Source organism: Nocardia neocaledoniensis (genome assembly GCF_003182135.1).
In the GTDB taxonomy this organism is placed as follows: Bacteria; Actinomycetota; Actinomycetes; order Mycobacteriales; family Mycobacteriaceae; genus Nocardia; species Nocardia neocaledoniensis.
Window position 1 is genome coordinate 331,019 of sequence record NZ_QGTL01000006.1, and the last position, 18,817, is coordinate 349,835.

The window sequence follows — 18,817 nt, forward strand, 5'->3', positions numbered from 1 at the left end:
AAGACTTTTCTTGACGACTGTCTAAACAAATTTCGCCAAGCGTCCAGGGCATGCGGTAAACTGCAGTCGTGCCGCAGCGTGCGGGGCCAGGAAGATGGGGTGTCCACGGTGACCGACAGCGCCGCGACGAAACGCGACCGGATCTCGCGCCGCCAGATCGACAAGTTCGGCGAACGCCGGGCACAGTTGGCTTCGGCCGCCCTGTACACCCTCGCCGAGCTCGGCTATGCCCGAACCAGCCTGCGCGAGATCGCCCAGAATTCCGAGTTCACCCACGGCGTGCTGCATTACTACTTCAACGACAAAAACGAGCTGATCACCCACGCGGTGCGCCAGTACGAGGCCGCTTGCGTCACCAGATATGACGCTGTCGTCGCCACCGCCCGTAGCGCCGAGGAACTGCGTTCCGGATTCGCCACGGCCATGGCGGCCACCCTCGACACCGACGCGCACCTGCACCGGCTCTGGTACGACCTACGCAATCAGAGCCTGTTCGAGGAGTCCTTCCGGCCTGATGTGCACGAAATCGACCAACGCCGCGAACTGATGATCTGGCAGGTCGTCAGTCAACATGCCGTGCTCGCCAACTCATCCCCCGCCGTGAACTCCGGTGTTGCGTACGCCGCGTTCGATGGGCTGTTCCAACAGGCTCTGCTCCGGAAACTCGCCGGAGACGACACCGCTGCCGGGAAACTCAACACCGCTGCCGAACAACTGCTGAGCACACTCACCACCGGCTGACACTGAATAGGTCTGTTGATCGGAGTGGCTCACCTCCTCGCCGAGGATCGTCGTCTCTACGCTGTCCTAGTCGGGGCGCAGGGCGAGGGCCCGCCGCCGAGCTTCGCGTTCCGTCTCAAATCGCCGTAGGTGGACCACCCACGGCGTTGGTGGACCCACTTTGGCGTGGACACGCCAAACAGTCCTCAGCGCAAATGCCTCCACCGGAGCCGCAACTCAGCACAACAGGCGCGGCCACTACATCTCACGCGTCAGTGCCGCCGCACGCAAGGCCAGGACGCAAATCGTCTCCATGTGCGCCTGTCGCGCGAACTGCCCGATCGACACGTCCGTAAAGGGATCCGTACTCACTGCGGATACCGCCGCGGCCGATGTTTCCACCAAGGACACCGCTCACGGACAGCGGCTCCGGCCGAGTTTCGCGCATACCGACGGCGCTACCGATGCGGGCCCCAACCAAACTCGGCCATATTGACGGCGCCGAAGGGAAGGACAGTTCTCCGCAGCAGCACTGTTCCGCAACGAGGGACGACCAACTCACGCTATGATTTTGGAGGTATCGCTTGAGGCGACGTTACGAGGGCAAGGTTGCCTTCATCACCGGGGCGGCCCGCGGTCAGGGCCGGGCGGAAGCCGTTCGGTTCGCCGAGGAAGGTGCGGCGATCATCGCCGTCGACGCGTGCGCGGAATTCGCCAGCACCACCTACCCGAGCGCGACCACCGAAGATCTCACCGAGACCGTCCGGTTGGTCGAGGCGGCGGGCGGCGAGATCGTCGCGAGCAAAGTCGACACCCGCGACTTCGAGGCGCTCTCGGCGACGTTGGCGGCGGGGATCGAGCAGTTCGGGCGGCTCGACGTGGTAGTCGCAAACGCGGGAATCTGCTCAGCCGCCCTGTCGTGGCAGATCACCGGCGAGCAGTGGCACGAGATGATCGACGTCAACATCACGGGTGCCTTCCATACCGCAAAGGCCGCGGTTCCCTTCCTCATCGAGCAGGGCGAGGGTGGCGCCGTGGTGTTCACCAGCTCGGTGGCCGGGCTGAAGGGATACCCCTTCATGGCGCACTACGTCGCCTCGAAGCATGCGATCACCGGGCTCGCCAAGTCGATGGCCAATGAGCTGGGTGCGCACAGCATTCGGGTGAACACCGTGCACCCTGCCGGCGTGGCCACCGACATGCGAATCACTGAGCTGGGGCCCCTGCTCGAGGAATACGCCACAACACTGGCGCCGATCTTCATGAACACGCTACCGATCGACGCCGCTGATGTGTCGGACATCGCCTCCGTCATTGCATGGCTGTGCTCCGATGAGGCCGCGAAGATCACTGGCGCCCAGATTCCTGTGGACCTGGGCAACCTGAATCGCTGAAACCTCCCCCTAGCAATCATGACGCACACACGCGGCCGGCACCCCCTCACCAGACGATGACTGGTCGATCGTGGACCAGCAAGGCCTTCGAAGACATGTCCAACCACCTGACTGGGTTGATCGGCACCGGCGCGACCGCAGTGCACCACCCACACACACTGGTGGGCAGGGATCTCAAATTGGCTGTGCGTCTATTTCTCGATGCCGATCTTACTGCTGACAAACCGATACGCGTCGACACCAACCGCATTTCAGATTCCCTCCAGCGATTCCGCCCTTCGACGCTGACCAGAACAGAGCGAGCTGCCATCCGTCGCTACACCAGCAATGACGGCTACCGGGGGATCAACAAAGTATTGCGCGGCGCCACACTTCCACCAGAGATGAGGTCATACCATGACGATCTAGTCGCCGCGATTCGAAAACTTCCCCCCTACCGCGGAATAGTGCATCGAGTAACGAGTCCGACTCCGGCAGACCTCGCCCGATAACGGCCAGGCGACACTGTCACCGAAACGGCATTCACCAGCACGGCCCGTACGACACCGCACCGGCGCCGCGGCGAAACTTTGGCACGTATCGTGTCCTGGTCGGGTCGCGACATCCGCTCGTTCTCCACGTACCGATGGGAGCAGGAGGTGCTGTTCGAGCCGAACACGCGATTCCTTGTCTTGGCCAAATCTTTTGGCCGAGAACGTTTTTCCGTCGTCCTCGATATGCTGGAAGTCCGCCCTCACACGCTGTCCCGTAGGGTTCTCACAGGAAGTGGGAACGGCTTCCGCGTAGTGCGCGCTGTTCCCAGCGGTGGGACGTCGCGCCGACGGCGATTCCATACGCTTGCCGGATGAGGTGCAACCTCGAGACACGTCTGCTGAACGGTGCGGCGACCCGAGCCACTGGTCGGATCACAAGACGACGGCCTGCTGGCAGCCGACCGCACCGAAATCGGCGGCGAGCACGCGCCTCGACAACGATATGTTCAGCCGTGGTCTCGGAATCACCGCGGTCTCAGCCGAAACCTTTTCCGCGCGGTGGTGGGCTTCCCGGACCGCTACCGGTCAGCTTCCTGCCGAGCTGCGGCGAATGGACACCCGAGCAGGTCACCGCGGCCGTGGCGCAGTAATTGTCATCACTTCCTGTGCGGATGGGATACCAGCGAGAATCCCTGTCCCAGCGCTGCATCCGAGGCCGGACGACATGACCATCGCCACCAGGGTCTGGATCGTCCGGTGCAGGCCGACTGGGTGGGGATCCGACGGAGGGCCCGAGAGCTTGTGTGACCAGGTCGACCTGGCACTGCGTCGGCGCCGGACCGAGCGTATCGGCCCGACGCAATCGCACCGGATCAACCCGAAAGTTCCTGTCCCGGATCAGGTCGGCGCCCTCGGAAAGCTTGAACTCGACACAAAGGTAGGGCACATAGGGCCGTCCGAGGTCGCTGCCGGGCAACTTGTCGGGTGCCGGTGCACCGCCAGTCCAGGTTCCCTCGCCTGGCTACTCGCCCGCGCTCCCGGTCGTCGCGCCGATCCCCGGTGCCTCCGCCGGCCATCACCTCACCGGGCGCCGTGGTGGTTGCTGACCGCAGCGATGGATCTCGACCCCCGTCCGTCCCATGAGTTTCGAGGGGTCCCATGAGCGACCTGGATCTGCCCGGCGCGAAGAGCCCGGCAGAGATCGCTCGCGAGGCAACCGGTCGAGTTGCACGGGCCTTGACCGCTGGCATTGCACACACAGTCCGCAACCGGCGCGAGCTGATCAGCGAAACCCGGGCATCGGCCGGCATGTTGCTTCGCGCGGACCACACCGCTGCGATACCGATCGACCCCTCCGCTCGAGCGTTGATCAGCAACGATCGGATCTACGGTGGGCGCAGGGACACCACCTACACGACATGGCTCGGGGATCTCCATGAGCGCGGTGTCGAGACCGACCGGGCGATGTCAGACCTCGGAAAACTGTGGGATTACCTGCGTTTCGATCCGAAATGGGCGATCGATCCAGTGCGTGCGTATGGTGGAATCATCTGCTTCGGCAGCACGGACATCGGGGGCGCTTCGGTAGTCGTGAATCTGGTCCGTGACCGTGGGCTCGGCGAGGTCCCCGTGGTGTTCTCCGGATACAACGGGGAGGCAGCCGCATTCCGGTTGGCCGCCGAGAAGATGCAACTCGACCCCCGACAGATCATCGAGGAGCCCCTGGCGGCCAACACGGGACAGAACGCTGCGTTCTCGGCCCAAATCCTCGCCGACCGCGGCCGCGATATCTCGTCGCTCATCGGTGTGTGTACCCCATTCCACGCACGCCGAGTATGGGCCACGCTCATGCAACAGGGTACTGCCGATGTGAACGGCAAGCGCTTTTCGGTCGATCATGTCGCCATGTCCACCCTGGACGTCTCCCTGGAGAACTATTTGAAGTATGGCAACCGGCCCGATGTTGACACAGCACCACACCCGAGGTCGATCGTCGCGGTCACTATGGGAGAGATCAAACGCCTCGATGAATACCCCGCCGAAGGGCACATCGTCCACCAAGACATCCCCGGCGAGGTCCGCGACGCCTATGAACGACTGAGTGAAACCTTCCGACCCGCTGAGCGCAGGTACTGACCCCCGCGAAAGGGACGAACCCGATCGAGCACGGGCGCCACCATCAGGTGGTCGTCGACATTGGCCGCAGACAGCTCCACCACGAGCGGAAACCCGTTTCCACAGGTCAACAGGTGGTGCTTCGAACCCGGTCTTGGCGCGGTCTACCGGGCTCGGCCCGGTCGCGGCGCCCCCCCCCTTTCTTCACCCGCACATGCGAGCCCGTCGATCATGATCCAGTCGAAGTCGATCAACCCGGCGGCATTGCTGCGGTCCAGGACCGCTTGGTGCATCGCCTCCAACACCCCGGCGGCTTGCCAGTCGCGCAACCTGCGCCAACACGTCATCCCCGACCCGAATCCGAGTTCTTGGCACAGGTCTTCCCACCCGATCCCGGTGGACAACACGAACAAGATGCCCCCTGGAAACACCAGCCTCGGGTCGGGCTGGGCCGGTCCTGGTGTTCCCGCTGGTTTCACCGGTAGTAGCGGTTCGATAACCGCCCGCAACTCGTCAGCCACGATCCAGGGCGTTGTCACGGCGAAATATCCTGCACGACAGCGGATCTCGCCGCCACCCGATCGAACCCGTTAGGCATTCCAATGCTCGCCAAGCTCGGACGCAAAATCATCCTCGCCCTGGAGCGCGTGACAGGTCACACCAGCAGAACAGTCGCAGATCAGATGGACGGGACAGCCGGCAAACTGCGGGCGAGTATTGCTGAATACCCGCACGCAGGAAATGGACATCACCCCATTGGGCAAAGCGGATAGATCGCGACGGAATGCCCATGCTGCTCGGACAAGATCGCAGTTCGCATGGCCCAGTATTCGTCAGGCCCGACCGCGTAGCGCGAGCCAATATGACGGACCCGGAGGGCAGTCGCGCAGGTGTTTCCTTCTCACACAGTCCGCGTGTCGTCGCGAAGTACCAGAAGAGACTCACCGAAATACTTTTCTCGGCGCGATGGCGCATCGACTATTCACCCTCCTCCGGCGACAGGCACCAATCAACCCTCCCGAAGCAATTTCATAAGGTCCCTGCACGCCTCGATGTCGAAATTGACGCCATGCGCGAAGTCCGTTTCGAGTCCCCGCGCCCGATATGTTTCGTATTCCCGTTGCATGCCGAACACCTCGATCGGGTCGGCCGGAAACTCAAGTTGAGAGAGCCTGGTAGCGCGTTCGCCGAATGCTTCACTACCGGTACGAACCGCATCGGCCCATTGGCCGGTGGTCGAAACGATGGCTCTGCTGAAATCTGGCGGGGCACTCGGCGGTAACCCGCTGCGTTCCAGTGACCAATTCATCAGCATTCGGGAAGAACAGTCGTCCCCCCAGGGATTGATGGAGGAATGGCGCTGCTGGAGTTCTGCGGCGAGCCGATAGGGGTCGATACCATTGCGAACCCGAAGGCTCTGCTGCTCGCGCATCAGGTCGAAAGCGTCATTATACCAACGGGCCAAGCCTCTCAGTTCACGGTTCAGCGCCCGCGACTCCGAAAGGCGATGTGCGATCGCTTCTTTGCCTGGTGGTACCCCGATGGACCCCTCTCGCAGGTGCGCAAGATACGGATTCGACGCAACCGCCCTCCGTTCCTCAGTAGTGAGCGGGTCCAGAATGATCGACCTGGGGCGACCGCTGGCCGTTCCTGCGGATTCAGCAGGTGCGAATTGTGTCAGCCGTTGCTGAAGTTCGGACATGAACGGCACCGTAAGATTTCGATTGCCGTACTGTCGGGCATACGCGCGAGCATCCAGATAGCCGGCCCATTTCAATTTGCCTAGCGCGAGCTCTGGGTGCCCATCTCGCGAGAGCAGGGCTATTCGATGGATTGGCTCGTCGATGAACAGACTTGATTCCAGAGCATTATGAGCCTGTGTATCCAACCTCAATTCCGCTGAACGGCGGTCGATCACGTACTGAACCGCCGGAGAACCAGGGCCGACGAAAGATTGCTTCATAGGCTGCCCGGAAAGTCTGTCCGCATCACGGGTGATCGAGACTACCGATCGAAGGCCTTCTGCCCGACGGGAGAGCGGGTGCCCTGCCACTCGCGCAGCACCCGGTATCCCGTCGCCTCTGAGACCATCGAGCAAGGCTTGTAGCGCCCGGCTGATTCTGCTCATCTACACACCCCACCAAATTGCAATGCTCGAAAATAGTCGCAGAGCGAGGCTTTCAGGCGCACACCGATCACCTCGCGGCAACAAGCGTGATCGGACGTTCCCCAAGGGAGGTGAGGTCACGCGTCGATGGAGCAACGAGCGTGGCCGACCAATGCGCCTGGCATGGCAACGAGCGTACTGGCATCCCAGCATTGGGAAGTCTCCCGGCGACAACTATAGAAGCCAGGGCGCCCCAGCGGCCCCGGCCCCGTTGGAAGCGTCGGGTCGGCGTTCGATATGGATCCGAGCGTCCCTAAGGGGAAAATCTCGACTGCCGTTCGGAGCGGCGCAGCGCTTCCGCGCGGACCCGTTCCTGGAGGGCCGGAGGGACGAGGTCGACGATCTGCTCCCGTGAGGAGATCGAAAGCTTTCGCAGCACAGAGGCGACCTGCGAGTCGACAGTTCGAGTAGAGCTGCCCCTCCGGACGGAGATCGCCGAATTCGTCCAACCGGCGGCTGCCAGCGTCGCCACCGCGGCCTCGGCCTGCGACAGCTGACTCCACATCGAGGTTGACCGCGGCGCGGGTGGGCGCAGCGACATCTTTCCCATCGCCAGCGACTGAAGTTCCCGACGATCGATGCGCAGCTTGGTCCCTTGTGCCCTGGCATCGGCGAATCCGTGCTCGCCCAGCGTCTCCCGCGCGATGGCGATTGCGTCGGAGGTGCCCGCCGAGAACGGGCCGAGCCCGCTGACGTCGATGCGCAGGTCCGCCACGAGGGCTTCGATCCCACCTGCCAGTTGCGCGATCTCGGCCGCGATAGCGGTCGCCTGTCTCCGTTCCGAGGGGGTCGATCGAATTCCCTCGATGATCCTGGCCAGGGTCAGCATCCGAAACTGCACAGCCCACAAGGCACCGAACTGGTCACGGATGCGTATCATGCACGCCAGCGCCATACGCTCCATCTTCAGCGCCTCGTTCAATCGCCCCACCCGTGTCAGCGCCAGTGCGCGCGCCAGCTGCGCCCAGGCGAATGCCCAGGGGGCTCCTGACCGGTTCACCTTCTCGAGGTAGGTCGCTGTCAAGGATTCAGCCTCCTCGTCGGTGCCGAGGGCTCCAGCCGCAAGGGCGCCGAACAGACCAGCCGCGACCGCGCTTCCAGGCTTGCCTTCGGCCTCGTACTTCGCGGCCGCGCGATCGAGGACAGTCACCGACCGGGGATCTTGCTTGGCCATCAGCAGTTCCAGCCCCCACGCGCATTCGACGGCTGCGGCTGCTCGGAGGTCCGCGCCCGCCGATTCGCGCCAGCCGGACGGCGCGACCTGGTCGCCGGCGATGATTCGCATGCACTCGTCGAGGAGTTCGGCCGCATCGTCATGTGCACTTTGGCAGACAGCGATCCGCACCAACTGCGCTGTCACTTCCAAGGCGTTGCCAGATTCCCGATCCTGGGCAGTCGCCGCCCGTTGTTGAACCGCGGTCAGAACGCGTCCCGACCAGACCCTGATCTCGCGAAAGGAACATCCCAGGAACTGCAACCGGATCTCCAGCAGGCCCTGGCATATGTCCAGCGCGAGCACGGCATGCTCGGGTTCAGCCAGGCTGCGGTCCATCGCGGTCAGGACGTTGGTCCACGCCGCCCGCGCCCACTCGAGGTATTTGATCTCGTCGGGACCACACCAGTTCGCGGCGGCGGCGACCACTTTGTCCCGGTAGTACTGCAGGTGCCGCAACTCCAGCCGCGCCCGCTCGTCGCTTCCACTGGCAGAGCGCTGCTCCAGCCGATACTGAGCGAAGACCCGGATACTCTCCAACAGCGAATACCGTGCCGTCGTCGAGGTGAGGTGGATCGACACGAGCGATTGGTCGACCAATCTATCGAGCAGGTCCGGAATCGATTCCGGGGTGACGGTGCCCGGCCCGGAACTGCCGTCGGGATCGGAACACACCGCGATGATCGCCTCACGGTCGGCACCGATATCGAGCCAATCCTCATCGCCCTCTTCGGGATTGGCATCGTAGCCTGCCGCGAACACCGCCATCCGTTCGAACAGGATCTGCTCCGGCTCGTCACACAGCTCGTAGGACCAGGCGATGACGTCGCGCACCCCGCGATGGCGGGGGTCGATCCCGACACGCGGCGCGTCCGACCACCGCATCCTGCGGTCAGTGGCCCCGCCGCTCAACTCGGCCAGGATAACTGGCAGCGGCTTGCGCGCCAGACAGGCTGCGGCGAGCCGGATGTAGAGGGGATGGTTGTCCACGTGGCGGCAGATCTGACCGATCAGATCGCGTTCGCCGGCGAGCATCGGTCGGCCGACCAGCTCTGACCGCAGCTGGAACAGTTCCACGCCCTGTTCGAGAGTCAGGGGCGGAACTGGCACCCGGTATTCGTCGATCCAGCCGATTGTGCCTCGACTCGTCGCGACGATACTCAGGTTCGGTGCCGCGGCGAGCAACCTGTCGATGACCTGACCGGCGGCGCCGAGCACGTGCTCGCAGTTGTCCATGACCAACACGGTCTGCTCGCTGTCGTCGCCCCCGGACAACGCGTCGACGATCGCCCGCCAACCCGATCTGGGCGAGAAGTCGGTTTCCATGACCGCGTGGGCTATTTCTTCCTCGACCGCGGTCACGCTCGAACCCGGCGCGAGCCTTGCCAACCGCACCCAGTGCACAGATGCACCGGCACTGCGGCGGAATCTGTTCACCGCTTCGGCCGCCAACCGAGTCTTGCCGATCCCGCCGGGGCCCACCAGGGTGATGAGCCGCACCGACCGGACCAACAAGGTGACGACCTGATCGAGTTCGACCTGCCTGCCGACGAACGCGGACGGGCTTGTCGGCGAGCTATGCCTTCGTGCACCCATGACCTCTCACATTAGTCGGCCCGTTGCTGGCTACCGCCAGATTCGGGAGTCTCTCATCCAGAGGATTCGCGGTGAGTATCCGCTGATCACGCGGGCGAGTCGAGAAGCCGCCGAACCTGCTCTCCGATGACCTGAGCTCCGACCGGATCTGTTCCGCCGCCCGCCTGATGTCCCCATACGCTGTGGATGGTCATCGCCAGCCCGTCGGGGATGTGAGCCGTGGCGGCTGCCTCGTCTTCGGGCGGGAAGTACAGGTCCGTGTCGCACGCCAACGAGACGAGCTGGGCTTTGACCGAGCCGAGCGCTGCACTCAGGTTCCCCTCGAATCGATCGCCCCGGGATACATCGCAGGTGAACCAGGTATCGAGCTGGCACAGCGCGTTGTCACGGTCGAGGCCCGCGAAGTTCGCGATCCAGAAGTCGCTGGTGGTCGCCTCGACCGAATCGAAGCCGAGACTGCGGTATTCCTCCTGCCGATGAAATGCCTGGGAGAACCCCCAGGCCGCGAAGACACGGGCGAAGGTCTCCAGCGCCGCGTGTTGCGGCACGAGCGCGCTGCCCCGGGGCACTGACCCGGTCAGCGCGGCACGCAGGCTGTCGACGAAAAGCTGGCCGTGCGCGGGCGTGCGCGGCGCGCCGCAATAAGGAAGCGCCCGGCGGACCATCTCCGGATGGTCGACTGCCCACTGATAGGTTTGCATGGCCGCCATCGAACATCCCAGCACCAGGGCGAGCTCCTGGATGTCGAAGCACTCGGAGACGAGGCGGTATTGCGCCTCCACGTTGTCCCGCACGGTGATCGCGGGAAATCGCGTGCCGTCGAACGGCGGGGCCGCGTTGGACGGCGACGACGACAGCCCGTTACCGAAAGTGTTCGGCACGATGACGAAGTACCGGTCGGTGTCCAGCGGACGACCGGGTCCGATCAGCCACTCGTTGGATTCGTGGGTGCCGGCGAACCAGGTGGGAAAGACGATCGCGTTCTGCCTGCCCGCATCGAGTTCGCCGTATGTCGCATACGCGAGGGTCGCGTCCGGGAGCACGGCCCCGCTCTCGAGCTCGAAGTCCTGTAAAGGGAATTGCTGTACAGCCATGGTCGCTACCTCATTGTTCTGTGCTGGCGGACGGTTGGTTGACGTCGAAGTCCGACGAATCGCGGACGACGAGCTCGGGGGGCATGGCACGGCTCGGCGGTTCCTCCCCCGCGATGATGCGAACCAGCGTGGCAACGGCTTCCCGGCCCATCCCGTGCATATCGGAATGCACCGATGAGAGAGGTACAGCGAGTTGCCGAGCGATCGCGATGTCGTTGAATCCCACGACGGCCAGATCGGCGCCGATGTTTCGTCCGTGCCGTCGCCCAGCGGACATCGCGCCGATGGCCGAGAAGTCGTTCACGGCGAACAACGCGGTCAGCTCCCGATGGTGACGCAAGAGCCGGTCAGCAGCCTCTGCCCCGGATTCGGCGTCGAAACCACAGTGCGCCACGAGGTCATCCGGTATGGGGCATTCATGTTCGGCGAAGAAGTCGACGAACCCACGACACCGATCCACGCCCGTGCTGGCGTAGGGCTGAGCTGCGACGATGCCGACCGCCCGGTGCCCGCGGCCGTAGAGATGCTCGGCTGCGAGCCTGCCGCCGAGATAGTCGTCGCAGACCACGGAGACATGTCCTGGCGCTCGCCGATTGACCAGCACATAGGGCACCTTCCGCCTACGCAGCTCATCAGCGAGCACGCCATCGAGTCGCGAATCGCCGAGAATGATGCCGTCGACCCGCCGTGACAGTGCGAGTTCGACTTTCTGTTTCTGGACCTGCGGATCGTCGAAGGTATTGGTGACGAAGGCCGAGAGCCCTACCTCGCTGGCGGCCTCATCAATCCCCTCGAAGATTGTCGACAGCACCAGATCCGACAGTCGGGGAACCAGCGCGGCCACCTGATGGGTGCGTTTGGTCCGCAGACCGGTACCCAGCGGATTGGGACGGTAGTCGATTTCCTTCGCGTAGGCACGCACCCGTTCGACAGTCTTCGCCGACGCCGCCCGAGCCCCGTCAGCGGGCGAGGCGTTGAGGATCCTGGAGACCGTGGACACGTGCAGCCCGAGATCGGCCGCGATCTGCTGCAGCGTAGCCGGGCGCGAGTTCGACGTCGCCACTGAATGCCTCCCACATGTTGACAAAGTGTCTTGGATCACATTACTGTCCTGAACACTCCCAACCCAAACGTTTGGCTTGGTCTCTGTAGGCTAACCCAAACGTTTGGGCAAAGGCAACAGTTCGTCAGCCGAAAGAGCGAGACCATGTCAATCAGCCCCGTGACCATCGCCGTCGTGCAGTTCGACCCTCGGGTGGGCCTCGAACATCGCGACCGGAACCTCACCGAAGCTCTTGCCGCCGCGGCGACCGCCGCCGACGACGGCGCAACCCTCATCGTGCTTCCCGAGCTCTCGTCCTCGGGATACTCCTTCGCCGATCGCGCGGAGGCCTACGCGCACGCCGAATCCGTCGACGGGCCGTTCGTCGAGGCCTGGTGCGAGTTCGCCGCCAGCCGCGCGGTACATGTCGTCGTAGGTTTCGCCGAACTCGAGGGAATGCGTCTGTTCGACACCGCTGCTCTCATCGGCCCCGACGGACTGATCGGCGTCTATCGAAAGACCCACCTGTGGAATCAGGAGAAGCTCTGGTTCTCCCCAGGTGACGTGGGGTTCCCGGTCTTCGAGACTCGTATCGGCCGCATCGGGATGCTCATTTGCTGGGATATCTGGTTTCCGGAGGTGCCGCGAATTCTCGCCCAGCAAGGTGCGGACATCATCTGTTCGAGCAACAACTGGGTGTGGACGCCTCCGCCGCTGTTCGACAGTGCCGGACGCTGCATGGCCAACTACCTGACGATGACGGCAGCTCACTCCAACAACGTTTTCATCGCCGCGGCGAACCGAACCGGAACCGACCGGGATGCCAAGTTCCTCGGCTGCTCGATGATCGCCGGAACCAACGGCTGGCCGCTGGGCGATATCGCCGGCCACGACGACGACACGATCATCTCGGCGTCGGTCGACCTGGTGTCGGCCAGAAGTGCGCCGATCTGGAACGATCTCAACGATCTGCTCCGAGATCGCCGCACCGACCTGTACGACCCGATGCTCGGCTACACCCGCGGCGCGAGGTTTCCGAGATGAGGACCGTGACCCTGGTGCGCTCGCTATGGGGTGCAGAACATGGACAAGCACTCGGCGTGGCGGCGATCGCGGCCGCAGCGTCGGTCGCAGCGATCGGAGCATTGCCGGCGATCGCCCGAAACAGGCCCACCCAATTGCCGGTGCGGTTCGCCGACGCGCTCACAGACGCCAAGGAAACTGGTGTCGCCGTCCTCGCGAGCATGTCGGATCCGACGTTCTACGGCACCGCGGTGGCCGGGCTGCTCATGGTGCTGGGCGCAGCCTTCGCACATGCGATGTGGTCGAAAGGCATTGGCTGGCAAGGGTTCCCCGTCGCGTGCGGCTCGGGTCTGTGGCCGTGGATCGCGGGGTCAGGGCTGCTCGCGCTCGCGCTGACTCACCTCCTCTGGGGTTGGACCAGATCGCCCGCTGCCCCCTGGCAGCCGCTGTTCGTCGCCTTCGTATCGGTGACGCCCGCGGTTGTGTTGATGTACGGGCCAGGATGGAAAGTCGCGCTCACCGCCGCGGTGCTCGGCGCCGGGCTCACAGCGCCGGCCGCCATCGCCGCGGCGGCCTATGTTTGTGCGCCGCTGGGGATTCCCTCCGTTGCGGGGTTCACGGCAGCTATGGCTGTGACCGCCTATCTCGCGTTCACCCTCTGCCGTCGGTTGCCGTGGCTACATCGGCCCGCCGATACCGATCCCCCACCGCCGCCGGATCCCGTCGCAAAACCCCCGCGTCAGTCCGTCATCTGGATGCTGCGCCGGGTGCTCGCCGATTTCACCGAGGCTCCGTTCCTGGGCAACGAGTGGGCGAGTGCGGGGCTGATCGCCGGAGCCGTGTTCACCTACCTCATGGTCCGGCCGACGGAGGGAATCGCTGGAATTTTTCCCCTGATTCTGGGCACCCAGCTCGCCGCGGGCGCACTCGCGGTGATCGTGTGGCGGGCACGCTGGCGAGTCCACGGGTGGTATCCGACCTTCGTACCCCTCGTCTCGATCGCTCCGGCTGCGGTCATCACCTTCGCGGCGTCGCCGATCCCCACAGTCACGGCATCAGTACTCGGCGTGCTTGTCGGGCCGCCGCTGGCCTTCCACCTCGGTGAAGCAGTCCCCGGCCACATACACCGCTTCGTGGGATGCGTCGGGTCGATGGCGATCTGCACAGCCACGATCATCCCGGCCGTCGGCCTGTTCGCCTGATCTCGAAGAGGAAACACCCCATGAGCAGTACCCCGCTGTACAGGCCAGCCTTCTCGGCAATCGCACCATCCATCCGTGAGACAGCGGCCGACATCCGTTCCGGCGCGATCACGTCGACAGCGCTCGTCGAACAGGCGATCGCCCGGATCGACGCGGTGAACAGCGAGATCAACGCCTTCACCTATATCGACCGAGCAGGCGCGCGCACTCGGGCCGCCGCAGCCGACCGCGAGATCCGGGAGCACGGCCCGCGCGGGCCCCTCCATGGGATCCCGATTGCGGTGAAGGACGTGATCGACGTCGCCGGCATGCCGACCGAATGCGGCTCGGCGCACCTGGTCGGCAAGGCAGCCACCGTCTCGGCACCCATTGTCACACGGCTGGAAGACCTCGGAGCGATCGTGCTCGGGAAGACGGTGACGCACGAGTTCGCCTACGGGCCAACCGGAGACATCTCGGTGGTCGGCCCCTCACGGAACCCGCTCGACCCCACTCGGATGACCGGCGGTTCCAGCGGGGGCAGTGCGGCTGCTGTGGCGGCCGGAATCGTTCCGCTCGCCGTCGGCACGGACACCGGTGGATCGTGCCGGGTCCCGGCCGCACTCTGTGGTGTGACGGGATTCAAGCCCCGGTATGGACAGATCTCCACGGACGGCGTGTTCCCGCTGGCGCCGAGCCTCGACCACGTCGGTTTTCTGGTCGCGGACCCTGCGGATCTGCGCCTCGTGAACGCCGAACTCGCCTTGGAACCACCAGACGATTCACTACTTCGACCTGACCAGGTCACCGTAGGGTGGCTCGACCCAACAAGTCTCGGGCCAGCCGACCCTGCGGTTGTCGAGCGCTGCCATTCGCTCCTGGCTGAGATGGCGTCTGCGGCCTCGTTCCGCCTCGTCGATGTGCTACTCCCTCGACCGCAACGCCTGCAGGCGACATTCGCCGCCATGCAAAGCTTCGAAGTAGCCGCCGTCCACCGGACGATGTTGCGAACCAACGAAAAGGGCTACCAGCCCGACACACTCGAGCGCCTACGCAGCGCTCGGCGAGTGACCCCGCAGCAGTACCGGCAGGAGATGGTTATGCGCCCGATGCTGGTGGCGGAGATCGCCGAACTGTTCGAGTTTGAGATCGATGTGCTCGCCACAATCACCACGCCGATCACCGCCCCGCCGATCGGCGAGCGCCTTTCTCTCGTCGCGGGCGAGCTCGTCCCCACTAAGCAGGCTTTGCTCTCGATGACCAGCATCTGGAATGTCGTCGGAGAACCCGTAATCAGTGTCCCGGCCGGCCGCATCGGTGGTCTCCCGTTCGGTTTGCAGCTGGTGACACGCCACGCCCTCGATCCAGCGATCACCCTCGGATCAGCTGTCGCGCGAGCAGCGGGCTCCGAGGATCACAGCGGATGGACGAGGTCCGCGAAAGATGCTGCGACGGCATGACTATCACAGTGGTATCCCCGCTGCTGGGATTGTGACCACCTCCAGATCGGGCGACGCGCAGTAGCGTCGAGGTCGCCTCGAGCGGTCAGCCCCTGGCATCCTTGGCAAGGCCCAACTATCTGGGGAGGCTGCTGGTGCGTCACGTCGGGACGGTGCGTGGCAGTCGATGAGGGGCGCCACGCACGAATTTCTGCAGCGGGTGCGAGACGGTGCCGTCGAACTCCTCAGCCGAAGAGCTCGCCACTTGCACGACCAGCTCGACGACGTCACCGTTGCGGTACGAGCGACGGAATCGCATTTGAAGTCGCGGGACAGACCGCCCTTCCTGTATATCCCCAAGACCGGAGACACCTGGCCGGACCGAATTCAGCGAGTCGGTGACGCAGAGTACAAGGTACTCGGCGGCGGCATCTACACGCCGATCGATGCGACACCAGGTGAGGTGAAACAACTCTACGAATACTGGATACTCAACCACCGATTCCCCTATGACCTTCAGCACGCGTGGATTCCAACCATCGGACACAACTGCGCCGACATCATCAAGTCCGTCGGTGTTGACCTGTCGTCGGGTTCGCTTCTGGATCTTGCGTCCGGAACCGGTCTGGTGAGCGAAGGGGTCCGTCAGCGAACCGCCATCGGCGGCCTGCATGTCTGTCTGGATCTCACCGAGGCCGCACTGCGAAGCGCTCGTGGCAAGACGGAGCTCGCTGAGTCGACGTTCGTGAACGGCGATGCTGTGCCACTACCGTTTCGAACGAGTACCTTCGATGCCGTCACCGGGTCGCTGTTCGTTGGCCACATTCCCGAGAAACAGTGGCCCGACCTCTTCACAAGCATCGAGCGCGTACTCAAGCCGGAAGGTGTTTTCGTTCTTGTGACCAGTCCGAACGAGCGACTCCAGGTCGAGGGTTGCCTGGGCACCGCGTTCGGCGCGCTCCCCGAAGTCGAACAGTTCACGCACCGGAGCGCCAATGCCCCCGACGGGTTCCCACTGAACTATCACGTCGCAGTCAAGAAGCCCCACCGGGAAGCAGGAAGCTCCCCGATCGAGATCGCCGGGCCTGAGTCGGTTCATGCCTGAGTGACGACGCCCCCATGACTATGGGGAAACACGCGGGAACACAACTGACCTTCCGCATGGACGACGACTGACCCTCACCGATGTGGGGATGTTCCCCGCTCCTCGCCCGCCGAGTCGGAGTCTGCAGGGGCCTCCGAGTTGGCCGGGAGCAAGCTCAACAAGCCACAGCCGTACGACTTCCCGCGCCCGATGCCGTCGGCAACCGCACTGCGGACGAGGTCGACATCGTGGATCGTGGCGATACCGTCGAAGCGAGTCGCGACGTGACGGATCGGACCCGAGTGACGGTGGTAGACGGTATCGGCGCGGGTGATGATCGGGCCGAGCACCGGCCAGCCTCTGATGTCCAGCTTCGCGACGAGGCTGATCGGCTGCACCGCGTCGATCGCGAGCTCGTCGAGCCGCGACACGCGATGACCTCGGCGCTGTCACGGGCGACGAGAAGGGAATACCTGGGGGCGTCCGCGTCCTGCTGCGGGGTGCTGACAAGCGGTTCCGGCTGCGTCATGCCATCAGGCTGGCCGCCATCAGGCGACGACCGGCAGGTCAAACCAATGACGCCTCAGTGGCAGTCGGATTAACCGCCGGTGGTCCGGTTCACCGTGTCCGAATTCCAGGTGACTCGGTCGTCGGCCGTGGCCGCGAGCGCCTCCAGGCCAGGATCACCCGTGAGCGCCTCGATCGCCGCCACACTGCCGCCCACATACGTCGTCATCATGTCCACGTCGGTCGCCACGCACCACGCGCGGTCGGCGGGCCACCACAGGTTCGGGTGCAGGTTGCGGAACGGTTCGGCCCCTGGTCGGTCGTTGAGCGGGAACGCCGCCGCGGCCACGGGGCCTGCCAACAGGTGCATCAGGCGGCCCGGCAGGTCGAACGACGGCGCGGTCCGCCAGCGCGGGTCCAGGTCGCCGTAGCCCTCCCAGATCGCCAGCCAGCAGCGGCCCGGTGTGGTGGTGTGGCGGGTGAGCAGACCGCTCAGCCTGGTCACGACGCTGGACGGCAGAGCACCCACCACCGGTTCGTCGTCCCAAACGCCGGGGCGGGGTGCCAACGCGTCCAGTGTGTGGCCGGAGTTCTTTCCCTGCGGCGGATTGATCGGATGCCATTGCGCCAACGCGTGCATCGTGCGCTCGTGTGTGGCGGCGATTTCACTCCACCGCACCGGTGTGGCGTCGCTTTTCGCGGTTTTCCGATAGGCCGGGTGGAATACACGGGCGTACGCCGGGAAAACCGCGGGCACCAGCGAGCCGAGGGTGCCATCGAATGCGCGGACACCGGCGACAGCCCACGACGAGGCGCGAGCTGTCGCCGCCGGTGACGGTTTCGGCGCACCGGGATTGGTGGTCATGTCCTCAGTTCTAGCAATTGTTGATGCGCGCGGAGCGGCCGGGCGTGTTGATCTTGCCCGTCGGCGGGACGTAGCGCGGCGGGAAGGTGATCTCGCCGCCGACCCAGCCGCCGTACTCGTGGCCATTGATGCACGCGATGTTGGCGTTGTTGCGGCCGCGAACCGCTGTCGGCGGCCTGCATGTCTGTCTCGACCTACCGAGGCAGCACGGCGAAGCGCTTGCGGCAAGACTGAGCTCTCCAGTTCGAAATTCGTGAACGGCAATGCCGTGACACTGCCCTTTCGAACGAGCACCTTCGATGCCGTCACCCGGTCTCTATTCGTTGGCCACATTCCCGAAAAGCAGTGGCCCGACCTCTTCGCGAGCATCGAGCGCGTACCCAAGCCGGAAGGCGTTTTTCACACTCGTGACCAGCCCGAGCGAGCGACTCCAGGTCACCGATTACCTCAGCACGGCGTTCAGGGCCTTCCCGAAGTCGAACAGTTCACGCACCGGAGCGCCAATGCCCCCGACGGGTTCCCACTGAACTATCACGTCGCAGTCAAGAAGCCCCACCGGGAAGCAGGAAGCTCCCCGATCGAGATCGCCGGGCCTGAGTCGGTTCATGCCTGAGTGACGACGCCCCCATGACTATGGGGAAACACGCGGGAACACAACTGACCTTCCGCATGGACGACGACTGACCCTCACCGATGTGGGGATGTTCCCCGCTCCTCGCCCGCCGAGTCGGAGTCTGCAGGGGCCTCCGAGTTGGCCGGGAGCAAGCTCAACAAGCCACAGCCGTACGACTTCCCGCGCCCGATGCCGTCGGCAACCGCACTGCGGACGAGGTCGACATCGTGGATCGTGGCGATACCGTCGAAGCGAGTCGCGACGTGACGGATCGGACCCGAGTGACGGTGC

At 64.4% G+C, this 18,817-nt stretch carries 17 protein-coding genes and 1 pseudogene; 10 read left to right on the forward strand and 8 right to left on the reverse strand.

Going from position 1 to position 18,817, the window contains the following annotated elements:
- Positions 1 to 108 precede the first annotated feature (108 nt).
- The 5 genes and pseudogenes from DFR69_RS19020 (at position 109) to DFR69_RS19040 (ending at position 4,723) form a co-directional block, all read left to right on the forward strand.
- Complete coding sequence (locus tag DFR69_RS19020) at positions 109 to 741, forward strand: TetR/AcrR family transcriptional regulator (RefSeq protein WP_244198354.1); 633 nt, start codon at positions 109 to 111, stop codon at positions 739 to 741.
- Positions 742 to 1,304: 563 nt separating this feature from the next.
- Positions 1,305 to 2,114: a mycofactocin-coupled SDR family oxidoreductase gene (locus DFR69_RS19025; RefSeq protein ID WP_110038925.1), complete on the forward strand. Its 810-nt coding sequence runs from the start codon at positions 1,305 to 1,307 to the stop codon at positions 2,112 to 2,114.
- Between the two features lie 506 nt (positions 2,115 to 2,620).
- Positions 2,621 to 2,962, forward strand: a pseudogene (locus DFR69_RS35775) (hypothetical protein); the annotation flags it as partial.
- A gap of 349 nt (positions 2,963 to 3,311) precedes the next feature.
- On the forward strand, positions 3,312 to 3,749 hold the full coding sequence (locus DFR69_RS35780; RefSeq protein WP_167456324.1) for an aldo/keto reductase: 438 nt from the start codon (positions 3,312 to 3,314) through the stop codon (positions 3,747 to 3,749).
- On the forward strand, positions 3,746 to 4,723 hold the full coding sequence (locus DFR69_RS19040) for a YdcF family protein (protein ID WP_110038928.1): 978 nt from the start codon (positions 3,746 to 3,748) through the stop codon (positions 4,721 to 4,723). Before DFR69_RS35780 ends, DFR69_RS19040 begins: the two co-directional genes overlap by 4 nt.
- Positions 4,724 to 4,866: 143 nt before the next feature.
- Here the strand turns inward: DFR69_RS19040 and DFR69_RS35785 are convergent, their stop codons facing one another.
- The 5 genes from DFR69_RS35785 to DFR69_RS19060 form a co-directional block, all read right to left on the reverse strand.
- Positions 4,867 to 5,241, reverse strand: coding sequence for a transposase (locus tag DFR69_RS35785; protein WP_167456325.1), 375 nt, complete (start codon positions 5,239 to 5,241; stop codon positions 4,867 to 4,869).
- Between the two features lie 470 nt (positions 5,242 to 5,711).
- Positions 5,712 to 6,830 (reverse strand): hypothetical protein, encoded by a 1,119-nt coding sequence (locus tag DFR69_RS34055; RefSeq protein WP_146229349.1) that lies wholly within the window; start codon positions 6,828 to 6,830, stop codon positions 5,712 to 5,714.
- Between the two features lie 292 nt (positions 6,831 to 7,122).
- On the reverse strand, positions 7,123 to 9,678 hold the full coding sequence (locus tag DFR69_RS19050; protein WP_110038930.1) for a LuxR C-terminal-related transcriptional regulator: 2,556 nt from the start codon (positions 9,676 to 9,678) through the stop codon (positions 7,123 to 7,125).
- Between the two features lie 86 nt (positions 9,679 to 9,764).
- The gene (locus DFR69_RS19055; RefSeq protein WP_110038931.1) at positions 9,765 to 10,772 is read right to left on the reverse strand and encodes an alpha/beta fold hydrolase; all 1,008 of its coding nucleotides are present in this window, start codon (positions 10,770 to 10,772) and stop codon (positions 9,765 to 9,767) included.
- A gap of 10 nt (positions 10,773 to 10,782) precedes the next feature.
- Complete coding sequence (locus DFR69_RS19060; RefSeq protein WP_110038932.1) at positions 10,783 to 11,835, reverse strand: LacI family DNA-binding transcriptional regulator; 1,053 nt, start codon at positions 11,833 to 11,835, stop codon at positions 10,783 to 10,785.
- 30 nt (positions 11,836 to 11,865) lie between these two features.
- Here DFR69_RS19060 and DFR69_RS19065 point away from each other — a divergent pair, with 30 nt between their 5' ends.
- The 4 genes from DFR69_RS19065 (at position 11,866) to DFR69_RS19080 (ending at position 16,562) form a co-directional block, all read left to right on the forward strand.
- The gene (locus DFR69_RS19065; RefSeq protein ID WP_244198350.1) at positions 11,866 to 12,858 is read left to right on the forward strand and encodes a nitrilase family protein; all 993 of its coding nucleotides are present in this window, start codon (positions 11,866 to 11,868) and stop codon (positions 12,856 to 12,858) included.
- The gene (locus tag DFR69_RS19070; protein WP_146229350.1) at positions 12,855 to 14,039 is read left to right on the forward strand and encodes a hypothetical protein; all 1,185 of its coding nucleotides are present in this window, start codon (positions 12,855 to 12,857) and stop codon (positions 14,037 to 14,039) included. The genes DFR69_RS19065 and DFR69_RS19070 overlap by 4 nt, the downstream gene beginning before the upstream one ends.
- Positions 14,040 to 14,059: 20 nt before the next feature.
- Complete coding sequence (locus tag DFR69_RS19075; RefSeq protein ID WP_167456326.1) at positions 14,060 to 15,478, forward strand: amidase; 1,419 nt, start codon at positions 14,060 to 14,062, stop codon at positions 15,476 to 15,478.
- Positions 15,479 to 15,722: 244 nt separating this feature from the next.
- Positions 15,723 to 16,562: a class I SAM-dependent methyltransferase gene (locus DFR69_RS19080; protein WP_167456327.1), complete on the forward strand. Its 840-nt coding sequence runs from the start codon at positions 15,723 to 15,725 to the stop codon at positions 16,560 to 16,562.
- Positions 16,563 to 16,636: 74 nt separating this feature from the next.
- On the opposite strand, the gene DFR69_RS19085 is transcribed toward DFR69_RS19080, so the two are convergent.
- Together DFR69_RS19085 and DFR69_RS19095 are read right to left on the reverse strand one after the other, a co-directional pair.
- Positions 16,637 to 16,972, reverse strand: coding sequence for a type I-E CRISPR-associated protein Cas6/Cse3/CasE (locus DFR69_RS19085; protein WP_110038937.1), 336 nt, complete (start codon positions 16,970 to 16,972; stop codon positions 16,637 to 16,639).
- 167 nt (positions 16,973 to 17,139) lie between these two features.
- Positions 17,140 to 17,913 carry a hypothetical protein gene (locus DFR69_RS19095; RefSeq protein ID WP_110038938.1) on the reverse strand — a complete coding sequence of 258 codons (774 nt, stop codon included), beginning with the start codon at positions 17,911 to 17,913 and terminating at the stop codon, positions 17,140 to 17,142.
- Between DFR69_RS19095 and DFR69_RS35575 the strand changes: the two genes are divergently transcribed.
- Positions 17,912 to 18,526 carry a methyltransferase domain-containing protein gene (locus tag DFR69_RS35575; RefSeq protein ID WP_110038939.1) on the forward strand — a complete coding sequence of 205 codons (615 nt, stop codon included), beginning with the start codon at positions 17,912 to 17,914 and terminating at the stop codon, positions 18,524 to 18,526. The two genes, DFR69_RS19095 and DFR69_RS35575, sit on opposite strands and share 2 nt — an antisense overlap.
- 74 nt (positions 18,527 to 18,600) lie before the next feature.
- Here DFR69_RS35575 and DFR69_RS35790 read toward each other — a convergent pair whose 3' ends face one another.
- Positions 18,601 to 18,798, reverse strand: a complete 198-nt coding sequence (locus DFR69_RS35790; protein WP_425271601.1) for a type I-E CRISPR-associated protein Cas6/Cse3/CasE — start codon at positions 18,796 to 18,798, stop codon at positions 18,601 to 18,603.
- Positions 18,799 to 18,817 lie beyond the last annotated feature (19 nt).